We start from the raw sequence: 19,406 nt of genomic DNA on the forward strand, positions 1-19,406 counted from the left end.
GGAAACGCCAACAGCTCCGAAGGGATCGCTGCTGGTGATGAGGTCCCGCATGTCCAGCTCGGCCCCCACCAAGGCCACCGCGCCCCAGCCCCAGGAGCCGGAATCCCGGCCCGCGCTCGGCGCTCTCGACCGCTACTTCAGGATCTCCGAGCGGGGCAGCACGCTCTCGCGTGAGATCCGGGGCGGTTTCGCCACCTTCTTCGCGATGGCCTACATCATCGTGCTGAACCCGATCATCCTCGGCAGCGCGAAGGACATGTACGGGCATCAGCTGGACAACGGTCAGCTGGTCACCGCCACCGCCGTGACCGCTGCGTTCACGACCCTGCTCATGGGCGTCATCGGGAACGTGCCCATCGCCCTGGCCGCCGGCCTCGGCGTCAACACCGTCGTCGCCCTTCAGCTCGCCCCGCGCATGTCGTGGCCGGACGCCATGGGCATGGTGGTGCTCGCCGGATTCGTGGTCATGCTGCTGGTCGCGACCGGGCTGCGCGAGCGGGTCATGAGTGCCGTGCCGCTCGGGCTGCGCAAGGGCATCGCGATAGGCATCGGCCTGTTCATCATGCTCATCGGGCTGGTGGACTCCGGGTTCGTCTCGCGCATTCCGGACGTCGCGCAGACCACCGTGCCGCTCCAGCTCGGCGCCGACGGTCACCTGGGCGGCTGGCCCGTCCTCGTCTTCGTGCTCGGGGCGCTGCTCACGCTCGCGCTGATCGTGCGCAAGGTGCCGGGCGCGATCCTGATCTCGATCGTCGCGATGACCGTCCTGGCGGTGGTCATCGACGCCGTGGCCAAGGTGCCGTCCTGGGGGCTGACCACGCCGAAGTGGCCCGGCAACCCGGTGGCCACGCCCGACTTCGGGCTCATCGGCCAGGTCAGCCTCTTCGGCGGCTTCGGCAAGGTCGGTCTGCTGACCGGCACGCTCTTCGTCTTCACCGTGCTGCTGTCGTGCTTCTTCGACGCGATGGGCACGATCATGGGCGTCGGTGACGAGGCGAAGCTGACCGACGAGCGGGGCAACATGCCCGGCATCAACAAGGTCCTCTTCGTCGACGGGATCGCGGTCGCCGCGGGCGGTGCGAGCTCCTCGTCCGCCACCACCTGTTTCGTGGAGTCCACGGCGGGTGTGGGCGAGGGGGCCAGGACCGGGTTCGCGAACGTCGTCACCGGTTCGCTCTTCGCCGTCGCGCTCTTCCTCACGCCCGTCGCCACGATGGTGCCGTCCCAGGCGGCCACTCCGGCGCTGCTCGCGGTCGGCTTCCTGATCCTCGCGAACTCGGTCAGGGAGATCGACTGGGCCGACCACACGATCGCGATCCCTGCCTTCGTGACCATGGTGATGATGCCGTTCACGTACTCCATCACCAACGGCATCGGTATGGGCTTCATCACCTTCGTGGTGCTCCGCCTGGCCGCCGGCCGGGGGCGGGAGGTGCCGGTCGCGATGTACGTGGTGTCGGCGGTGTTCGCCTTCTACTACCTGATGCCGGCGCTGGGACTCACGTGAGCGCGGCCGGCGGGGAGCGGGATCCGGGAGCGGGTCACTTGACCCGGTTGACCCCGTTCACCCCGTTGACTCCGTAGAACTTCTCCGTCTCCTCGACAGCGGTCTGGAACCGCTCGTCGAAGTCGGCACGAATGAGCGTCTGGACCACATGGTCCTGGACGCTCATTCCGCGTTTCGCGGCGTGTTGTCGGAGGCGTTCGAGCAGATCGCGGTCTATGCGCAGGCTGAGCACGCTGGTCCCCATGAACACGAGGGTCGGGTGCGTTCGGCGGCGGTGTGTCATGTTTCGCGCCTGACTCACCCGTATGGGTGATGGTCCCTTGACGTGTCGCATGAGTGGGCGGGGTCACGGGCATGCCTGTGACGTGCAGTGGTCTTTAGCGAGGGTAATGAGTTATGCTAAAGAACATGTCCGATCAGACCGATGGCGACGACGAAGCCGCCGTAGACGCCCTCCGCTCAGCAGTGATGCGTCTGTCCCGCCGGCTCAAGCACCAGCGGGTCGACGAGTCGCTGAGCCCCACGGAGATGTCGGTGCTCGGCACCCTGGCCCGCTGCGGCACCGCCACCCCCGGCGAACTGGCCCGCAAGGAACATGTGCAGCCGCCCTCGATGACGCGCATCGTCGCGTTGCTGGAGAGCAAGGGGCTGGTCAGCCTGGAGCCGCACCCCGAGGACCGGCGCCAGAAGGTGGTCAAGCAGACCGAGCGTGCCGAGGCGATGCTCGAGGAGAGCCGCCGCAAGCGCAACGCCTTCCTGGCCTCCCTGGTCCAGGGGCTCGACGAGGACGAGTGGGCCAAGCTCCGCGAGGCCGCGCCCGTCCTGGAGAAGCTCGCGCATCTGTGAGCCGCCGTACAGGGCGCCCAGGGCGCGCGTATCCCGCCCGGAGCGGGCCGCGCCCCTGTGAGACCCCTGGGCGCCCCTCCCGAGGGCCGCACCGAGGACGACGATGATCGTGACTGCCGAAGCCGGCGCAGTCCCGAGGACGGCCGACGAAGTCCGTGACAGCCGAGGAGGCGAACCCCTTTGAGTTCGGGACCCGGAGCAGATTCCGCCCCCGCACCGACCACCCGCGATCCCTTGCCGACCCACGACTCCCTGCCCACCCGCGACCCCCTGCTCACCCGCGACCCGGCAGCCTCGGCCCTGACCCGCGAGGCCGTCGGCGCCGATGAGTCCCACGCAGCCGCAATCACCCGTTCGGCCCAGCGCGAAGCGACGGCCGTCCACGGTGTCAGTGGACTCCGGGCCACGGGCGCCGACGCATCCGGCAGGCCCGAGGCGTCCACCGCCGACCTGCCCGTCCCGTCCGGGAGACCCGCACCGACGCCGATCGGCAAGACCGAGCTGCCCCCGCAGGGAGCCGCGGCGGCCGGCGAGCCCGATTCACGCGAACCAATAACCGCCGACGGGCCGCAAGCGCCTGAACTCATATCCGCCGACCGGTCGCAAGCGCCTGAACTCATATCCGCCGACCGGTCGCAAGCGCCCGAACCCATATCCGCCGGCCGCAAGGCCCAGATCGACATCGAGACCCAGATCGACATCGAGACCCAGATCGACATCGAGGCCCAGGTCGACATCAAGAGCAAGGCCAAGGTGAGCAAGGCCAAGGTGTCCGAGTCCGAAGGCTCGATGTTCCGTTCTCTGAAGGTGCGGAACTACCGGCTCTTCTTCATCGGGCAGGTCGTCTCCAACACCGGCACCTGGATGCAGCGCATCGCCCAGGACTGGCTGGTGCTCAGCCTCACCGGATCGTCGACCGCCGTCGGCATCACCATGGCGCTGCAGTTCCTGCCGATGCTCCTGTTCGGTCTGTACGGCGGTCTCCTCGTCGACCGCCTCCCCAAGCGCCCCACACTGCTCGTCACCCAGTCGGCCATGGCCGTCACGGGCGTGGTGCTGGCCTTCCTGACCCTCACCGGACACGTCCAGGTCTGGCACGTGTACCTGGCGGCCTTCGCCGTCGGTATGGCCACCGTCGTCGACAACCCGGCCCGCCAGTCCTTCGTCTCCGAGATGGTCGGCCGCGAGCAGCTCCAGAACGCGGTCAGCCTGAACTCCGCGAACTTCCAGTCCGCCCGCCTCGTCGGCCCGGCCGTCGCCGGTGTGCTGATCACGAGCGTGGGCACCGGCTGGGCGTTCCTGCTCAACGGCCTGTCGTTCGTCGCGCCGATCGCCGGGCTGCTGATGATGCGCGCCCGCGAACTGCACGCCGTCGAGCGTGCGCCGCGCGCCAAGGGCCAGCTCCGCGAGGGGCTGCGCTATGTCGCGGGCCGTCCCGAGCTGATCTGGCCGATCGTCCTCGTCGGATTCATCGGCACCTTCGGCTTCAACTTCCCGGTCTGGCTCTCGGCGTACGCGGACGACATCTTCCACGCGGGCGCGGGCGCGTACAGCCTCTTCAACACGCTCATGGCGGTCGGTTCCGTCGCGGGCGCCCTGCTGGCGGCCCGCCGGGGCACGGCCCGGATGCGGATACTGATCGCGGGGGCGGCGGCCTTCGGTGCCCTTGAGGTCGTGGCCGCGCTGGCACCGTCGTACTGGATCTTCGCGCTCCTCATGGTCCCCCTGGGGATGTTCGGCCTGACGGTCAACGTCACCGCGAACACCGCCGTCCAGATGGCCACCGATCCGGCCATGCGCGGCCGCGTGCTGGCGCTGTACATGATGGTCTTCGTGGGCGGTACGCCGCTGGGCGCGCCGATCGCCGGCTGGATCACGGACACGTACGGTGCCCGCGCCGGCTTCGCGTTCGGCGGTGCCGTCGCCCTGACCGCCGCGGTCACGATCGGCCTGGTCCTGGCCCGTGTGGGCGGTCTGCGTCTGTCGGTCGGCTGGCACCGCGGGCACCCGCGGGTACGGTTTGTACCGAAGGAGCAGCCGGCCACGGCCACGGCCTCCGCCTCGGTCTCGGCCTGAGAGGCAGACGCCGTGGTGGGGGCGCTCGCCAGGTGATCCGTTGCCCGGAAGGGTGAGGGCGATGAGCACCATGAGACTGTTCGCGGCGGTGCTGCCACCGTCCGACGTGGTCGACGAACTGGAGCACGTCGTCGGCGAGCTGAAGGGGCTGCCGGGGGCGGACCGGCTGCGGTGGACCGGGCGGCCCGGGTGGCACTTCACCCTCGCCTTCTACGGCCAGGTCGACGAGGACCTCGTCCCCGACCTCTCGGAGCGGCTGGAGCGCGCCGCACGGCGTACCGAGCCGTTCCCGCTCGCGGTGCGGGGCGGCGGGCACTTCGGGCGCGGTCGGGCGCTGTGGGCGGGAGCGGACGGCGACCTGAACGCCCTGCGGCTGCTGGCCGACCGCTCGGAGGCGGCGGCGCGCAAGGCGGGGGTGCCGATGGGGGAGCACCGCCGCTACACGCCCCACCTGACGGTGGCCCGCAGCCGGGAGACGGTCCACGTACGGCCGTTCATAGAGAGCCTCGCCCTCTTCACCAGCCGTACGTGGACGGTGTCCGAGCTGGCGATGGTGCGCAGCAACCTGCCGTGGTCGGGGGTGCCGGGGGAGCAGCCGCGATACGAGACGGTCGCCCGCTGGGCGCTCGGGGCGGCCGGTTAACCTCACCTCTGTGGACCCGAAGACCCGTAACCGGATCATGGCCGGTGTGCTCGTGATGATGTTCGCCCTCGTTGCCATGGCCTCGGCGCTCGGCAAGTAGTCGCTCCGCTCGATGAGCCGGGGAACTGCGCGTTGTTGGCTGGCTGCGGGTGCCATGTGGCTGGTCGCGCAGTTCCCCGCGCCCCTTTGCAGGGGCTCTTACCAGGCGAAGGCCTCCGGAGACGGGCCCGGGCCCGGGAAGATCTCGTCCAGTGCGGTCAGCAGCTCCGCGGACAGCTCCAGCTCGGACGCCCGGATCGCCGACTCCAGCTGCTCTGCGGTGCGCGGGCCCACGATCGGGCCCGTGACGCCCGGACGGGTCAGCAGCCAGGCGAGGGCCGCCTCGCCGGGCTCGGTGCCGTGCTTCTCCAGCAGGTCCTCGTACGCCTGGACCTGCGCGCGGACGGCGGGATCGGTGAGCGCCTCGGCGGTCCGGCCACTGCTCCTGCGGCCGCCCTTGGCCTCCTTCTTGATCACACCGCCCAGCAGCCCGCCGTGCAGGGGTGACCACGGGATGACCCCGAGGCCGTACTCCTGGGCGGCCGGGATGACCTCCATCTCGGCGCGGCGCTCGGCGAGGTTGTAGAGGCACTGCTCGCTGACGAGGCCGATGGTGCCGCCGCGCCGGGCGGCGGTCTCGTTGGCCTGGGCGATCTTGTAGCCGGGGAAATTGCTGGAGCCCGCGTACAGGATCTTGCCCTGCTGCACGAGGACGTCGACGGCCTGCCAGATCTCATCGAAGGGAGTGTCCCGGTCGATGTGGTGGAACTGGTACAGATCGATGTGGTCGGTCTGGAGGCGCTTCAGGCTGGCCTCCACCGCCCGCCGGATGTTCAGCGCGGAGAGCTTGTCGTGGTTGGGCCAGACGGTGGCGCCGTCGGGGTCCATGTTCCCGTAGACCTTGGTGGCGAGCACGACCTTGTCGCGCCGCTCCCCGCCCTTGGCGAACCAGTTGCCGATGATGCTCTCGGTACGGCCCTTGTTCTCGCCCCAGCCGTACACGTTCGCGGTGTCGAAGAAGTTGATCCCCGCGTCCAGCGCCGCGTCCATGATCGCGTGGCTGTCCGCTTCGTCCGTCTGCGGTCCGAAGTTCATGGTGCCGAGCACCAGTCGGCTGACCTTGAGTCCCGTGCGTCCGAGCTGTGTGTACTTCATGACTGCCAAGCCAACGACGTCGAGTGCGCTCTAGGCAAGGTGCCCGGGGTTCGTGGCGCGGCGGCAGGTCAGTCGCGGGGGAACTCGTCGGTCTTGAGGGTGAGGCCGAGGAGAGTGGTGGTCATGTCGATGTCAGCGCCGAAGGCGACGGACAGTTCGCTGACGTAGTCGCCGTCCTTGGGCTGAGTGAACAGGCGGCACTTGCCCGCGTAGGGGTCGGCGATCAGGTAGACGGGGACCTCGGCGAGCGCGTATGCGGTCTTCTTGGGGCCGTAGTCGTTCTTGGCGGTGTCCTTGGAGATGACCTCGGCGATGAACTCCACGTCCTCGGGACGCCAACGGCCCTCGGAGTCCTTCTCGGCGCCCTCGCGCAGCTTGGCGACGTCCGGGGCGAGGCCGTTCATGCGGTCGGGGAAGTCGATGCGGACGTCCGAGAACACCTTCGAGCGTCGTCCGAAGCGATCTTCGAGTGCCCAGATGATCATGCGGATGGTCTCCCAGTGCACGTCCCGCTGTGGCGACATGTAGACGGTCCCCTCGACGATCTCGACCTTGTATCCCTCGGGGACGGGCATCTTTTCGAGCCGCTCGAACATCTCGTCGAGCTGGCGCGTGTTGTCGCTCTCGGCCATCGCGATCCTGTCTGCAAGGACGGTCATCGTGGCGCTCCTCCCCGGCTGCCTCGGACGAGCACAGCCGCGCAGTACAACGATACGCACGGTGACCGGGACACGGGCGGCGGGCGCAGGGAAACTTCCCGGCGTCAGAGACGGGAGTACGGCTCGCCCAGGCCCCACGCCTGGTGCATGGTGTCGGCGAAGGCCGCCGCTATCCGGTGCTCGCCGCTCTCGTTCGGGTGTGTGCCGTCGTAGGTGTCCCGGTGGATGTCGTACGACGTCGGGGGCGAGGCGAGCAGGAGCGGGGAGCGGGGTTCGTCCAGGTCGGCCGCCGTCTTGGCGAGGAGTTCGTTGAAGCGGGTCACCTGGGCGGCGAAGGAGGCGTCCGACTCCGCCCGGATGTTGGGGATCACGGGCAGCAGGACCATGTGGACGCGCGGGTTCCCCAGGCGGGCTCCGGCCACGAAGTGTCGTACGTTCTCCGCCGTCTGGTCCGCGTCCGTGTAGAAGCCCAGGTCGATCAGGCCCAGGGAGACCAGCAGCACGTCCGCCCGATGGGTCCGCACCGTCTCCGTGATCAGCGGCGCCATGTGGAGCCACCCCTCGCCCCACCCCGCCAGGTGGGCGCGGGGGAAGTCCGGGTCCGCGTAGGCGTACGACGTCGGGGTGTCCGTCATCTTGTCGTGGAGCGCCTCCCGCGGGCCGACGATCCGGAAGGGACCGCCGTACGTCGCGCACAGGTGCTGCCACATCCGGTAACGCCACGTGTGTTCGCCCGAGCTGCCGATGGTCATGGAGTCGCCGACGGGCATGAACCTGAGCATGCGGTCATCATGATCGATCGCTACCAACGGGTAAGCGCTCCATGGCGGTTCCGTGCTGTGAGCCTCGCCACGTGTCGGGGGCCACTGGGGACCGGCCGGGCACTGCCCGTGGACGGAAGACGGCATACGGTTGTCGGCATGCCTCGTCGATTGCCTCGTCGATCCCTCCCCCTCCTCGCCGGCCTCGTCGGGGTTCTCCTCGCCGCTGCCTCGGCCGCGCCGGTCGCCGCTGACGACGACGGCGGGTTCACCATCCAGGACCCGAGGATCACCGAGTCCAGCGGCCTTGCGGCCTCGCGACAGCACCCCGGGATCTACTGGACCCACAACGACCAGGACACGGGCGCCTACCTCTACGCCGTCGACAGCAAGACCGGCAGGACCGTCGCCACCGTCACCATGACCGGCGTCGGCATGCCGCGTGACGTCGAGGCCATCTCCATCGGGCCGGACAACCAGATCTGGGTCGGGGACATCGGCGACAACGACGGCGTCACCTGGCCCTACGTGTGGATCTATCGGCTGCCCGAGCCGAAGGAGCTCAAGGACCAGTCGATCCGGGCCACTCAGTACGTCGTCAAGTACTCCGACGGCTCCCGCGACGCCGAGTCGATGGTCGTCCACCCCAGGACCGGGCGCGTCTACATCATCGACAAGCAGGAGGACGGCGGGCATCTGTACGAGGGGCCCGCGGAGCTCTCCGCGTCCGGCACGAACGTCTACGAGCCCGTCGCACCCGTCGACCTGTGGGCCACCGACGCGGCCTTCTCGCCCGACGGCAAGCGGCTCGCCGTACGCGGGTACTTCGGCGGGATCCTGTACGACTGGAACGACGGGAAGATCAAGCGGATACAGCAGCTGAGCGTCCCCCTGCAGAGACAGGGCGAGTCAGTGACGTACACGACCGACGGGTCCAAGATCATGTACGGCAGTGAGGGCGAGGGCAGCACGGTCGTGGCGCGGGACGCGCCGGGTGCGGGCAGCGGCGGCTCCGAGTCGTCGTCCGGGGGCGGAGGTTCGGAGGCCGGCGGAGGGGACGGCGACGGCGGCCCGAGCTCCGGTTTCAAGACAGGTGCGCTGGCCGTGGCTGCCGGTGTCGTCGTCCTGTGGGTGCTGAAGCGGCTGCGGCGGCGCCCGTCGTAGACCGGGTGGGTAGGGACCCTCCGGGGTCCCGGTCCGTGACGGCGTGACGCGCGCCGGGTCACCCTTCTTCGCGCCGCTCGGTCCGCCCGGCTCGCTCGGTCCGCTCGGTCCGCCTGGTTCGCTCGGTCCGCCCGGCTCGCTCGGCGACCAGTACCTCCAGGCCGTCCAGGAACCGCCGCAGGCCGAAGGTGAAGTGGTCGAACTCTTCCGAGAAGGTGTCCTCGGCCAGCGCGGCGATCACAGGGAACTGCCCGCTCTCCATGGCCTGTTCGAGGTACGGCCGCTGCTGCTCCCAGAACTCCTCGTGGCTCAGGCCCGTTTCCTTCGCGGCGTCGTCGGTGTCGATCTCCATGCGCGCGATGCCGCCGGCGAAGGACTGCACCGAGATGATCACAGACATCAGCTCGGGGTCGCTGAGCCCCATGCCCTGGAGCGGAACCAGGGCGACCTCCAGTGAGCGCAGGGAACTCGGGCCCAGAACCGAGCGGGCCTCGTTGACCCGCAGCAGCCACGGGTGGCGCCGGTAGTGCTCCAGGTAGCCGCGGGCCAGGAGCTCGACGGCCCGGCGCCAGCCGGTCCCTGCCGTCAGGTTCCCCGGGTCGGCCTCCAGCGCCTCGCGCTGCACCCGGTCGAGCATCAGATCGAGCAGCTCGGCCTTGCCCGGTACGTACCGGTAGAGCGACATCGTGCCGACGTCCAGCGCGGTGGACACGCGGCGCATCGACACCGCCTCCAGCCCCTCGGTGTCGGCGATCCCGACGGCCGTGGCGACGATCCGATCGAGAGTCAGCCCCGGTTTGGGCCCCCGGCTGGGGCGCTCGCCGCCGCCCCACAGCAGCTTCAGGGTGAGCTTGATATTGCCGCTGCCGCTGGTCTCGGTCCTCGCCATGAACATCAGCGTAGCCCTCCTGACATGGCTCTTTGCCGGCCGAGGGAAATCACTGGACAGAAACTGAGTACGGCGTACTCTTTTATGGGTACACCGTACTCAGTTTTAGGGGAGGGGGAGATGGCGTTGGAATTGGAAGACGACGGATACGCCGTACAGGCCGAAGGTCTCGTGAAGCGGTACGGCCCCAAACGCGCGCTCGACGGCTTCGGCCTCGCAGTGCGCAAGGGCACCGTGCATGGCTTGCTGGGGCCGAACGGCGCGGGCAAGACCACCGCCGTACGCATCCTGTCCACGCTCGTACGACTGGACGAGGGTCGCGCCACGGTGGCCGGACTCGACGTGGTACGCCGCCCGCGCGACGTACGGGCGCGGATCGGGCTCACCGGCCAGTACGCGGCGGTGGACGAGGTGTTGACGGGACGTCAGAACCTCGAGATGTTCGGCCGGTTGTTCCACCTGGGAGGAAAGCGGGCGCGGCGACGGGCGGGTGAACTGCTGGAGCGGTTCGACCTGGTGGACGCCGCCGACAAGGGGGTCGGCGACTACAGCGGCGGTATGCGGCGCCGGCTCGACCTCGCTGCCTCGATGATCCTCGCCCCGGCCGTGCTGTTCCTCGACGAGCCGACGACCGGGCTCGACCCGCGCAGCCGCGGCGAGGTCTGGGAGTCCGTACGGGCGTTGGTGGCCGACGGCACGACCGTTCTGCTCACCACGCAGTACCTGGAGGAGGCCGACAAGCTGGCCTCCCGCATCACCGTCATCGACCAGGGACGGGACATCGCGGACGACACCCCGGACGGACTGAAGAGCACCGTCGGCGGCGACCGGATCGAGGTCGTCGTGGCCGAGCGGTCCGACATCCCCCGGGCGGTGAAGGTGGTCGCCCGCGTCGCGGACGGCGAACCGGAGGCGGACGAGGCGGAGTCGCGCGTCCACGCCCAGGTGACCGACCGCGTGGCGGCCCTGACGGAGGTGGCACGGACGTTGCAGGACGAGGGCGTGCTGGTCGAGGACATCGGACTGCGCAGGCCGAGCCTCGACGACGTGTTCCTGCGCCTGACCGGACACCGTACGGAACCTTCGGCGAGTACGGGGAAGACAGGTACGGGGAAGGAGGCGGCGGCATGAGCGCCCTCGACCTCACCGGGCGGCCCGCCCACGGACGGGCGTACTGGGCGCTGGCCGACTGCTGGAACATCGTCCGCCGCGGCCTGACCCACTACCAGCGCCAGCCCGTCAACATCGCCTGGCAGCTCGGCTTTCCGATCCTCTCGGTCCTCCTCTACGGCTATGTCTTCGGCAGCGCCATGAAGGTGCCCGGCGGCGGGGACTACAAGGACTTCCTGATGCCGGGCATGTTCGTGATGACGATGGCGTTCGGCTTCATCAACACGGCGACGGTCGTGGTCCACGACTCCACCAAGGGCGTCATCGACCGCTTCCGCTCCATGCCGATGGCGTCGTCGGCGGTGGTCGCGGGACGCGGGGTGACCGATCTGATCACCGCCTGCGCGGAGTTGGCGATCATGATGCTCACCGCGGTGGCGATGGGCTGGCGCCCAGACGGCGGCCTCGGCTTCCTGGCCGCCTTCGGACTGCTGCTGTGGCTGCGCTTCGCGCTGATCTGGATCGGTGTGTGGCTCGGGCTCCTGGTCCCCAACCCCGAGGCGGCGGGCGGCCTGTTCGCGGTCGCCTTCCCCCTGACGATGATCTCCAGCATCTACGTCGCGCCCCAGCTCATGCCCGACTGGCTGGGCGTCGTGGCGGCGTGGAACCCGATCTCCTCCACGGCCGCCGCGACGCGCGAGCTGTTCGGTACGCCGGTGGGGAGCGGCGACTCGTGGGTGGAGCAGCACGCGCTGCTCATGGCGGGGGTGTGGCCGCTGGTCCTGACGGCGGTGTTCCTGCCGCTGGCGGTACGGAGGTTCCAGAGGCTCAGCCGTTGAGGCGAGGAGGGGGCGGCGGGCAGGCGCGGAGCCGCCCCCTCACCTCAGCCACCCGTGGCAGGGCTCCGGACAGGCCCTAGTCCTGCGGGGCGTGGCCGAGTTCGCCGTCCACGCGGCCCTCGGCTGTGGCCGAGGGCCGTCTGCGAGCCCGGCAAGCCGCGGCCTTGACCCGGTTGCCGCACTCGGACATCCCGCACCAGGTGCGCCGGGCGCCGCGCGAGCGGTCGAGATAGATACGAGTGCAGCCAGTGCGACCGCACTCCTTGAGGTAGGCGTGGGGATCGGCGAGCACGGCGATCCCACTTCTGGCCACTTGGGAGAGCGCCGCGAGGAGGTCTCCCGTCAGGCGCACCCCCGCGTCGCTGAGCTTGATCGTGGGCACTGGTCCGGCGGCCGTGTCATTGACGATCCTGGGGCTGCCCGGATCGAAGGGCCGTTCGAGCACTCGATCGAGAGCAAGCCGGTAGAGCGCCTCTCGCAGTGACAGCGCGGACTCGAAGGCCGCGAAGTCGGCGGTGGCACGGTCGGGGAGCTCGTCGCACTCCGTCACCCACCGCTCAAGGTCCCCGGGCGCGACCAGGAGGTCGACGGGCTCGTCCCGACGAGACATCACGGTGCCGGGACTCAACGCACATGCCGGGCTGGGCTTCCAGCAGGCCTTGTCCAGTGAAACCGTCCTGGCCTGCAAGCCCGCGCCGGAGGTCTACCAGCTCGCCATCGACACCGCCGGATGCCCACCGGAACGCGTCCTCATGGTGGCCGCCCATGCCTGGGGCCTTCGCGGAGCTCAGGCGACGGGCATGCGCACCGCCTACGTCCAGCGGCCGGTCGGGGATCCGCCGGCGAGTTCCGATGTCTTCGACTGGCGGTTCGACGGACTGGGCGAACTGATCACCGCGCTGACGGTGAGGTAGTCGGGCCGACCCGGGGCGGTTGCGAGCGCCCCGGGCGGGGGCTCTGGCGGTGCGGGAGTTCAAGTAGCTCAGTCACTGGGACCGGAGCGGTGACGCCCAGCATCTTGACGTGTCCATGCGGCCCGACTTCCATGGAAGGTGCAGGGTTGTGGGAGCGCTCCCACTCGTTCCGGGCCCGGCGCCTCCCGAGAGGAAGCAGCGACATGTTCCGCAGCTTGCGAAGAGCGCTGTGCGCAGCCGCCGCGGCGCTCCTGTTACCGCTGGCCGCCGTGCAGACGGCCGACGCGGCGGAGCCGGGGGCGGGCTACTGGCACACCAGCGGCCGCCAGATCCTGGACGCGGCCGGGCAGCCGGTCCGTATCGCCGGGATCAACTGGTTCGGCTTCGAGACCGGCAACCACGTCGTCCACGGTCTCTGGGCACGCGACTACAAGAGCATGATCGACCAGATGAAGTCGCTGGGCTACAACACCATCCGGCTGCCCTACAGCGACGACATCCTCAAGAGCGGCACCACACCCGACAGCATCAACTTCTCCGGCGGCATGAACGCCGACCTGCAGGGCCTGACCTCGCTCCAGGCCATGGACAGGATCGTGACGTACGCCGGCCGGACCGGTCTGAAGGTCATCCTCGACCGGCACCGACCGGACGCGGGCGGCCAGTCGGCACTCTGGTACACCTCGGCCGTGCCGGAGTCGACGTGGATCGCCAATCTCAGGTCCCTGGCGGCGCGGTACAAGGGGAACTCCACGGTCGTCGGCATCGATCCTCACAACGAACCGCACGATCCGGCCTGTTGGGGCTGCGGCGACACCACGAGGGACTGGCGGCTGGCCGCACAGCGCGCCGGTAACGCGGTCCTGTCCGTCAACCCCGAGCTGCTGATCCTGGTCGAGGGCGTGCAGACGTACAACGGGGTCTCCGGCTGGTGGGGCGGCAACCTGATGGGCGTCGCGCAGTACCCGGTGCAGCTCGACGTGCCCAACCGGGTGGTGTACTCCGCCCACGACTACGCCACCAGCGTGGCCCAGCAGCCCTGGTTCAGCGACCCGTCGTTCCCCGACAACATGCCGGGCGTATGGGACAGGTACTGGGGCTACATCTTCAAGCAGAACATCGCGCCCGTGTGGGTCGGTGAGTTCGGTACGACGCTCCAGTCGACGGTGGACCAGAAGTGGCTGGCCGCGCTGGTGACGTACCTGCGGTCGACGTCGGCGTACGGCGCCGACAGCTTCCACTGGACCTTCTGGTCGTGGAACCCCAACTCCGGTGACACGGGCGGCATCCTGAAGGACGACTGGTCGACCGTGGACACCGTCAAGGACGGGTATCTGGCGAGCGTGAAGGCGCCGGGGTTCGGGGCGTGAGCCGTCATGAGTGAGGGGCGCCTGGTGTTCGCCGGGCGCCCCCATCGATGTACGGACCGCTCCCTATGGGCAGCGACGTACGGACCGGGCAGGCAGGGATAAGGGAGGGACTGCAGCCCCTCGAAGACGCAGTCGACGCAGTTGGTGTCCGCTGGGTCGATGGCCGGGAACATGGCGACGCGGAGCTGGTTGCCGCCGAGCTTGCGGCAGGGCTCTGTGTCGACGATGTCGATGCTCTTGGCGAATCCTGGCGGCGACGTGGGTGTGTTCAAGGGTGGCACTGGATCCGCGGCATGTTGGCCGTGGGGGTGCGACACTTTTGGCGAAAGTGTCGCACCCCCACGGCTGGATGCCCCGGCTGCGGCGGATTCGCCAACGGCATCGGAACGGGACCGGGGGGTCAGCCGGTTCCGGAACGGGGCCTTGCTGCTGGCCCTGCGCGAAGAAACGCTTGCCACTCCTTGCCTCCGAGTCGTGTTGGGGGCCTTTGGCCCGGCCCTCGTTCCACGCGAGGGCGGCAGCGCACGCCGGACATCTTGAGGATGCAGGCTCCATGGTGCGGTTGTACGTCACGGTGCACACGCCGCGGGAGGAGTGGCGCACGTGAGCTGCCCGGACCGAGTGCCGCTGGTTTCCGCCTGTTGGGCCGCCGCGCGTACCCGACTTGATCGGGCACAGGATGTCGGGTCCGGCAGGGTGCGTGCCGCCTAGCGTGGTGATCGCAAAGAAGGAAGGAGACCTGGCGTGCTGGAGCGGCTCAACCAGGCCATGGAGCACATCGAGCGCCACCTCGACGAGGCCGTCGACGTGGCTGGGCTCGCCCGCATCGCGGCCACCTCGGAGTACCACCTCCGCCGGATGTTCTCCGCGCTCGCGGGCATGCCGCTGTCGGAGTACATCCGGCGCCGACGGCTCACCGTCGCGGGTGCCGAGGTGCTCGCCGGGCGTGAGTCACTGCTGAGCATTGCCGTGCGCTACGGCTATGGCTCGGGCGAGGCGTTCGCCCGGGCGTTCCGCGTCATGCACGGTGTCGGGCCGGGCGAGGCCCGGCGCACTGGCGCCGCGCTCGTCTCCCAGCCCCGGTTGACCTTCCGTCTCACCGTCGAAGGGAGCAGCAGTATGCGCTATCGCGTAGTGGACAAGCCGGCCTTCACCGTCGTCGGTTTCAAGGCCCGGGTGCCTCTGGTGCATGTGGGGCCGAACCAGGCGATCATCGACTTCGTCCGCGGGATCGAACCGCGGACCCTGGAGCGACTGGAGAAGCTGTCGGACCAGGAGCCGCAGGGCGTCGTTGCGGTCTGCGACGACCTGGACCCGAGCCGTGCCGAAGGCACGGAACTCGACTACTACCAGGGGGTCATCACGTCGGCGGCTCCCCCCGAGGGCACGACCGTCCTGCCTGTCCCGGCCGGCACCTGGGCGGTCTTCACCACCTCCGGGCCGGCGCCGGATGCCATCCAGTACCTGTGGCGGGACGTGTTCACGGAGTGGTTCCCGTCCAACCCGTACCGGAGTCGGCCGGGCCCCGAAATCCTGCGTACCCGCCTGTCGCCGGACAGGACCGAGGCCGAGGCCGAGCTGTGGCTTCCGGTGGAGCGGGAACAGGGCTGAACAAGGCTGAACAAGGCACCAGTGACCGTGTGAGACGCGACAAGGGCGCCCGGTGGTGTCACCGGGCGCCCTTCAGTGTCGTACGTCAGTGATCAGAGCTGTTTGATCAGAGTTTCTCGATCACGTAGTCGACGCACTTGGTGAGCGCCTCGACGTCCGCCGGGTCGACCGCCGGGAACATGGCGACGCGGAGCTGGTTGCGGCCGAGCTTGCGGTAGGGCTCGGTGTCGACGATGCCGTTGGCGCGCAGCACCTTGGCGACGGCGGCCGCGTCGATCTCGTCGCTGAAGTCGATCGTGCCGATGACCTGGGAGCGCTTGGCGGGGTCGGCGACGAAGGGGTTCGCGTACTTGCTTTCCTCCGCCCAGCCGTACAGGCGGGTCGAGGAGTCCTTCGTACGAGCCGACGACCAGGCGAGGCCACCCTGGCCGTTCAGCCACTCCAGCTGCTGGTTGAGCAGGAAGAGGGTGGCGAGGGCCGGGGTGTTGTACGTCTGGTTCTTGCGCGAGTTGTCGATCGCCGTCGGCAGCGAGAAGAACTCGGGCACGTGGCGGCCGCTCGCGTGGACGCGCTCCGCGCGCTCGATGGCGGCCGGGGAGAACACTCCGATCCAGAGACCGCCGTCCGAGGCGAACGACTTCTGCGGGGCGAAGTAGTAGACGTCCGTCTCGCTGATGTCGACGGGGAGGCCGCCGGCGCCCGAGGTGGCGTCCACCAGGACGAGGGAACCCTCGTCGGCACCGTTGACGCGCTTGAGGGGCATGGCCACGCCGGTGGAGGTCTCGTTGTGGGTGAACGCGTACACGTCCACGCCGGCCTCGGCGGCGGGCTCAGGGTGAGTGCCGGGGTCGCTGGAGATGACGGTCGGCTCGGCCAGCCAGGGGGCGAGCTTCGCGGCCTTGGCGAACTTGGAGGAGAACTCGCCGAACGAGAGGTGCTGCGACTTGTTCTCGATGAGTCCGTGGGTCGCGATGTCCCAGAACGCGGTGGAGCCGCCGTTGCCGAGGACGACCTCGTAGCCGTCGGGGACCTGGAACAGCTCGCTGATGCCCTCACGCACCTTGCCGACCAGGTTCTTCACCGGAGCCTGGCGGTGGGAGGTGCCCATCAGGGAGGTACCGGAGGCGGCGAGGGCGTCCAGCGCCTCCGTGCGCACCTTGGAGGGGCCGGCGCCGAACCGTCCGTCGGCGGGCTTGATGTCAGCGGGAATCTGGATATCAGCCACGGAGGGAGCGTAGCCCTTTCTGGAAACCCGGGCGCAACCTCGTCCGTCGGGTGAGACGGCTTCTCGCCACCGGGTCAGCCGCCGAGGCGGACCGGCAGCTCGAACAGGTCGTTCTGCGTCACCACCGGCTTGTTGCGGAGCTCGCCCGCCGGGACCGCCAGGTCGAGGGACGGGAAGCGGGCGTACAGGGCCGGGAGGGCCACCCCCGCCTCCAGGCGGGACAACGCGGCTCCGGGGCACACATGCGGCCCGTGCCCGAAGGCGATGTGCCGGTTCGCGGTCGGGCGCGTGATGTCGAAGACGCCGGCCGACGGCCCGTGGGCCGCCTCGTCCCGGCCGAGGGCGGCGTACGAGACGATCAACGCGTCCCCCGCCGGAATGACCTTGTCCCCGACGGGCACGTCCTCCGTCGCGAAGCGGATCAGTACGTGCGACGTCGGCGTCGAGTAGCGCAGCGTCTCCTCGATCACCGAGGACCAGTCGGCCTTCCCCGAGAGGACCAGCGCGCGCTGTTCCGGATGGGCGGACAGGTTCACCACCGCGTTGACGATGAGCGAGATCGTCGTCTCGTGGCCCGCCGCCACCATCAGCTGGAGCGTGGAGACGATCTCCTGGTCGGTGAGGCGGTCACCGTCCTCGGCGGCCTGGATCAGCGCGGACGTGAGGTCGTCGCCGGGCTCCGCCCGCTTCACCGACACCGTCTCCGCCATGATCTGCGCCAGCTCGGTGAGCGTCGCGACGACCTCCTCCGGCGGCGTCTGAGTCGAGAAGAACTTCTCGAAGAGCACCTTCACACGGGGCAGCCGGGTCTGGTCGAGGCCCATGAGGTCCGCGATGACGTACATCGGGAGCGGGTACGCGAACTCCGCCTTCAGGTCGACCACCGGCCCGTCCCCGTCCCCGTCACCGTTCCCGTTCCCGTCCCGGTCCGTGGGCAGCCGGTCGAGGAGGTCCTCCGTCAGCTTCGTGATCTTGTCGCGCATCCGCTCCACCCGCCGCGGCGTCAGCGCCTGCGCCACCAGCGCCCGGAGACGGCGGTGATCCGCTCCGTCCACCGTCAGCATGGAACGGCCCGGATTGGCGAGCCCGATCAACGGCCAGTCGGGCGCGATCTCGCCGCGCTGCCAGGCACCCCAGACGTTGATGTCCTTCACCAGCCGGGGATCCGTGAGCAGTTGCCGCGCCTCGGCATGGTGGGTGACCGCCCACACGGGCACCCCACCCGGAAGTTCCACGGCTGCCAGCGGTCCGGCCGCGAGAAGCGCGGCGCTCTCCCCGTCCAGATCGGAGACGAGGGGGTCGAGCACGATACGGGTCGGTTCGACGCCAGGGGTTTGTCCGATGTCAGTCGTCATGCGCGCATGCCTCCAACGGCGGGAGTGGGCGTGAACGTCACCGGCAGTTCCGTCAGCCCGCGCAGCCACGGTGACGGCCGGCGGGTCAGGGACCCGGCCGGTACCGCCAGATCGATGTCCGGCAGCCGGTCCAGTACGACCTCGATGCCCGTCCGCGCGATGACCTCCGCCACCTCCTGCGCCGGGAACGGGCACCGGTGCTCCCCGTGCCCGAAGGAGAAGTGCGCGTTGTTGCCACCGGTCAGGGCGGAGCCGTGGGTACGGACCCGGGGGTCGGAGTTGGCGCCCTGCAGGCCGAGCAGCAGCAGGTCGCCCGCGCGGATGTGGCGGTCGCCGAGCCGGGTGTCGCGGGACGCCCAGCGGCCGGCCACGTTCTGGGTGGGGGCGTCCTCCCAGAGAACCTCGTTCATGGCCTCGGCCACGCTGTTGCGGCCCCCGAAGAGGGAGGCCGAGAAACGGTCGTCCGTCAGCATCAGGTGCAGCGAGTTGCCGATCCAGTCGGCGGTCGGCTGGTGCCCGGCCGCCGTGATGACCATGAGGTCCTGGACGATCTCCTCGTCCGTGAACTCGTCTCCGAGGCCGGCGGAGTGCGCGAGCATCCGGGACACCACGTCGTCCGCCGGGGCCGTTCTCCTGTCGGCCACCAGCCGGGCCATGGACGAGGCCAGATGCGCCTGGCCGGCGAGGGCGCGCTCGCGGCCGTCGATCATGTCGTTCAGCGCGCCGACCAGCCCGGGCCCCTGCTCCTCCGCGAACCCGAAGAGCGCCGCCAGCACCCGTACCGGCAGCAGCATCGCGTAGCCCGCGACCAGGTCCGCCTCACCCTTTTGGCACACCGCGTCGATCAGTTCGTCGGCCAGCCGCTCGGCGAGGGCACGCAGTTGGAAGGGGTCGGCGGCTTCGAGAGCGTTGCTGATCATCGCGGCGCGCTCACGGTGGCGTTCGCCGACCGTGTAGAGGATCGAGGGCTGCTTGCGGCCGATCATCGGCAGCAGCGGCCAGTCGTCGGGGATGTTCGGCCACTGGTTCCACAGCTCGGAGTCGCGGCTGAACAGCACCGGATCGCCGGTCACCTGATGCAGCTCGCGATACCCGAGCACCAGCCACGCCGGCACCCCGCCGTCGAGCACGACGGGCGCCACGGCCCCGTACTCCTGCCGCAACTCCCGGTACAGGGCGTCCGGTTCGCTCTGGAAGCGGGGTCCGCCGAGCGGGACGCGCGCGGGGGCAGGGGCGGGTGCGG

At 69.6% G+C, this 19,406-nt stretch carries 17 protein-coding genes and 3 pseudogenes; 10 read left to right on the forward strand and 10 right to left on the reverse strand.

The window, feature by feature from the left end; all coding sequences use genetic code 11:
* Positions 1 to 49 precede the first annotated feature (49 nt).
* Positions 50 to 1,507 (forward strand): NCS2 family permease, encoded by a 1,458-nt coding sequence (locus FPZ41_RS23020; protein WP_152865476.1) that lies wholly within the window; start codon positions 50 to 52, stop codon positions 1,505 to 1,507.
* A gap of 34 nt (positions 1,508 to 1,541) precedes the next feature.
* On the opposite strand, the gene FPZ41_RS23025 is transcribed toward FPZ41_RS23020, so the two are convergent.
* Positions 1,542 to 1,751, reverse strand: coding sequence for a ribbon-helix-helix protein, CopG family (locus FPZ41_RS23025; RefSeq protein WP_152865478.1), 210 nt, complete (start codon positions 1,749 to 1,751; stop codon positions 1,542 to 1,544).
* A gap of 164 nt (positions 1,752 to 1,915) precedes the next feature.
* On the opposite strand from FPZ41_RS23025, the gene FPZ41_RS23030 reads away from it, so the two are divergent.
* The 3 genes from FPZ41_RS23030 (at position 1,916) to thpR (ending at position 5,072) form a co-directional block, all read left to right on the forward strand.
* On the forward strand, positions 1,916 to 2,353 hold the full coding sequence (locus FPZ41_RS23030; RefSeq protein WP_152865480.1) for a MarR family winged helix-turn-helix transcriptional regulator: 438 nt from the start codon (positions 1,916 to 1,918) through the stop codon (positions 2,351 to 2,353).
* A gap of 789 nt (positions 2,354 to 3,142) precedes the next feature.
* Entirely contained in the window at positions 3,143 to 4,429 is a 1,287-nt protein-coding gene (locus FPZ41_RS23035) for an MFS transporter (protein WP_152865503.1), read from the forward strand.
* Between the two features lie 70 nt (positions 4,430 to 4,499).
* Entirely contained in the window at positions 4,500 to 5,072 is a 573-nt protein-coding gene (gene thpR / locus FPZ41_RS23040; protein ID WP_152865505.1) for an RNA 2',3'-cyclic phosphodiesterase, read from the forward strand.
* Positions 5,073 to 5,270: 198 nt separating this feature from the next.
* Here thpR and FPZ41_RS23045 read toward each other — a convergent pair whose 3' ends face one another.
* From FPZ41_RS23045 to FPZ41_RS23055, 3 genes are all read right to left on the reverse strand, one after another.
* Positions 5,271 to 6,266 carry an aldo/keto reductase gene (locus FPZ41_RS23045; protein ID WP_152865482.1) on the reverse strand — a complete coding sequence of 332 codons (996 nt, stop codon included), beginning with the start codon at positions 6,264 to 6,266 and terminating at the stop codon, positions 5,271 to 5,273.
* A 68-nt stretch (positions 6,267 to 6,334) separates the two neighbouring features.
* On the reverse strand, positions 6,335 to 6,925 hold the full coding sequence (locus tag FPZ41_RS23050) for a Uma2 family endonuclease (RefSeq protein ID WP_152865484.1): 591 nt from the start codon (positions 6,923 to 6,925) through the stop codon (positions 6,335 to 6,337).
* A gap of 104 nt (positions 6,926 to 7,029) precedes the next feature.
* Complete coding sequence (locus FPZ41_RS23055; RefSeq protein ID WP_152865486.1) at positions 7,030 to 7,707, reverse strand: GDSL-type esterase/lipase family protein; 678 nt, start codon at positions 7,705 to 7,707, stop codon at positions 7,030 to 7,032.
* A gap of 138 nt (positions 7,708 to 7,845) precedes the next feature.
* Between FPZ41_RS23055 and FPZ41_RS23060 the strand changes: the two genes are divergently transcribed.
* The gene (locus tag FPZ41_RS23060) at positions 7,846 to 8,850 is read left to right on the forward strand and encodes an SdiA-regulated/phytase-like domain-containing protein (protein ID WP_152865488.1); all 1,005 of its coding nucleotides are present in this window, start codon (positions 7,846 to 7,848) and stop codon (positions 8,848 to 8,850) included.
* A gap of 58 nt (positions 8,851 to 8,908) precedes the next feature.
* Here the strand turns inward: FPZ41_RS23060 and FPZ41_RS23065 are convergent, their stop codons facing one another.
* A complete protein-coding gene (locus FPZ41_RS23065) occupies positions 8,909 to 9,739 on the reverse strand; it encodes a TetR/AcrR family transcriptional regulator (RefSeq protein ID WP_228022916.1) in 831 nt (276 codons plus the stop codon).
* 120 nt (positions 9,740 to 9,859) lie between these two features.
* Here FPZ41_RS23065 and FPZ41_RS23070 point away from each other — a divergent pair, with 120 nt between their 5' ends.
* Complete coding sequence (locus FPZ41_RS23070; RefSeq protein ID WP_152865492.1) at positions 9,860 to 10,870, forward strand: ATP-binding cassette domain-containing protein; 1,011 nt, start codon at positions 9,860 to 9,862, stop codon at positions 10,868 to 10,870.
* Positions 10,867 to 11,688 carry an ABC transporter permease gene (locus FPZ41_RS23075; protein WP_152865494.1) on the forward strand — a complete coding sequence of 274 codons (822 nt, stop codon included), beginning with the start codon at positions 10,867 to 10,869 and terminating at the stop codon, positions 11,686 to 11,688. The genes FPZ41_RS23070 and FPZ41_RS23075 overlap by 4 nt, the downstream gene beginning before the upstream one ends.
* 76 nt (positions 11,689 to 11,764) lie before the next feature.
* Here the strand turns inward: FPZ41_RS23075 and FPZ41_RS23080 are convergent, their stop codons facing one another.
* On the reverse strand, positions 11,765 to 12,298 hold the full coding sequence (locus FPZ41_RS23080; protein ID WP_152865496.1) for a CGNR zinc finger domain-containing protein: 534 nt from the start codon (positions 12,296 to 12,298) through the stop codon (positions 11,765 to 11,767).
* 4 nt (positions 12,299 to 12,302) lie between these two features.
* Here FPZ41_RS23080 and FPZ41_RS23085 point away from each other — a divergent pair.
* Together FPZ41_RS23085 and FPZ41_RS23090 are read left to right on the forward strand one after the other, a co-directional pair.
* Positions 12,303 to 12,602, forward strand: a pseudogene (locus FPZ41_RS23085) (HAD-IA family hydrolase); the annotation flags it as partial.
* 203 nt (positions 12,603 to 12,805) lie between these two features.
* Positions 12,806 to 13,963, forward strand: a pseudogene (locus FPZ41_RS23090) (glycoside hydrolase family 5 protein); the annotation flags it as partial.
* Positions 13,964 to 14,085: 122 nt separating this feature from the next.
* Here the strand turns inward: FPZ41_RS23090 and FPZ41_RS50305 are convergent.
* Positions 14,086 to 14,199: pseudogene (locus FPZ41_RS50305) on the reverse strand (phosphoserine transaminase); the annotation flags it as partial.
* Between the two features lie 517 nt (positions 14,200 to 14,716).
* Between FPZ41_RS50305 and FPZ41_RS23095 the strand changes: the two are divergent.
* Positions 14,717 to 15,583: an AraC family transcriptional regulator gene (locus FPZ41_RS23095; RefSeq protein ID WP_131568746.1), complete on the forward strand. Its 867-nt coding sequence runs from the start codon at positions 14,717 to 14,719 to the stop codon at positions 15,581 to 15,583.
* A 106-nt stretch (positions 15,584 to 15,689) separates the two neighbouring features.
* On the opposite strand, the gene serC is transcribed toward FPZ41_RS23095, so the two are convergent.
* From serC to FPZ41_RS23110, 3 genes are all read right to left on the reverse strand, one after another.
* Positions 15,690 to 16,808, reverse strand: a complete 1,119-nt coding sequence (gene serC / locus FPZ41_RS23100; RefSeq protein WP_322620600.1) for a phosphoserine transaminase — start codon at positions 16,806 to 16,808, stop codon at positions 15,690 to 15,692.
* A gap of 74 nt (positions 16,809 to 16,882) precedes the next feature.
* Positions 16,883 to 18,163 carry a cytochrome P450 family protein gene (locus FPZ41_RS23105; protein WP_152865499.1) on the reverse strand — a complete coding sequence of 427 codons (1,281 nt, stop codon included), beginning with the start codon at positions 18,161 to 18,163 and terminating at the stop codon, positions 16,883 to 16,885.
* Positions 18,160 to 19,406, reverse strand: a 1,247-nt coding sequence (locus FPZ41_RS23110; protein ID WP_228022917.1) for a cytochrome P450, incomplete at its 5' end; no start/stop codon positions are given. The genes FPZ41_RS23105 and FPZ41_RS23110, both read right to left, overlap by 4 nt.

It is taken from the genome of Streptomyces acidicola, from assembly GCF_009377235.1.
GTDB lineage: Bacteria > Actinomycetota > Actinomycetes > Streptomycetales > Streptomycetaceae > Streptomyces > Streptomyces acidicola.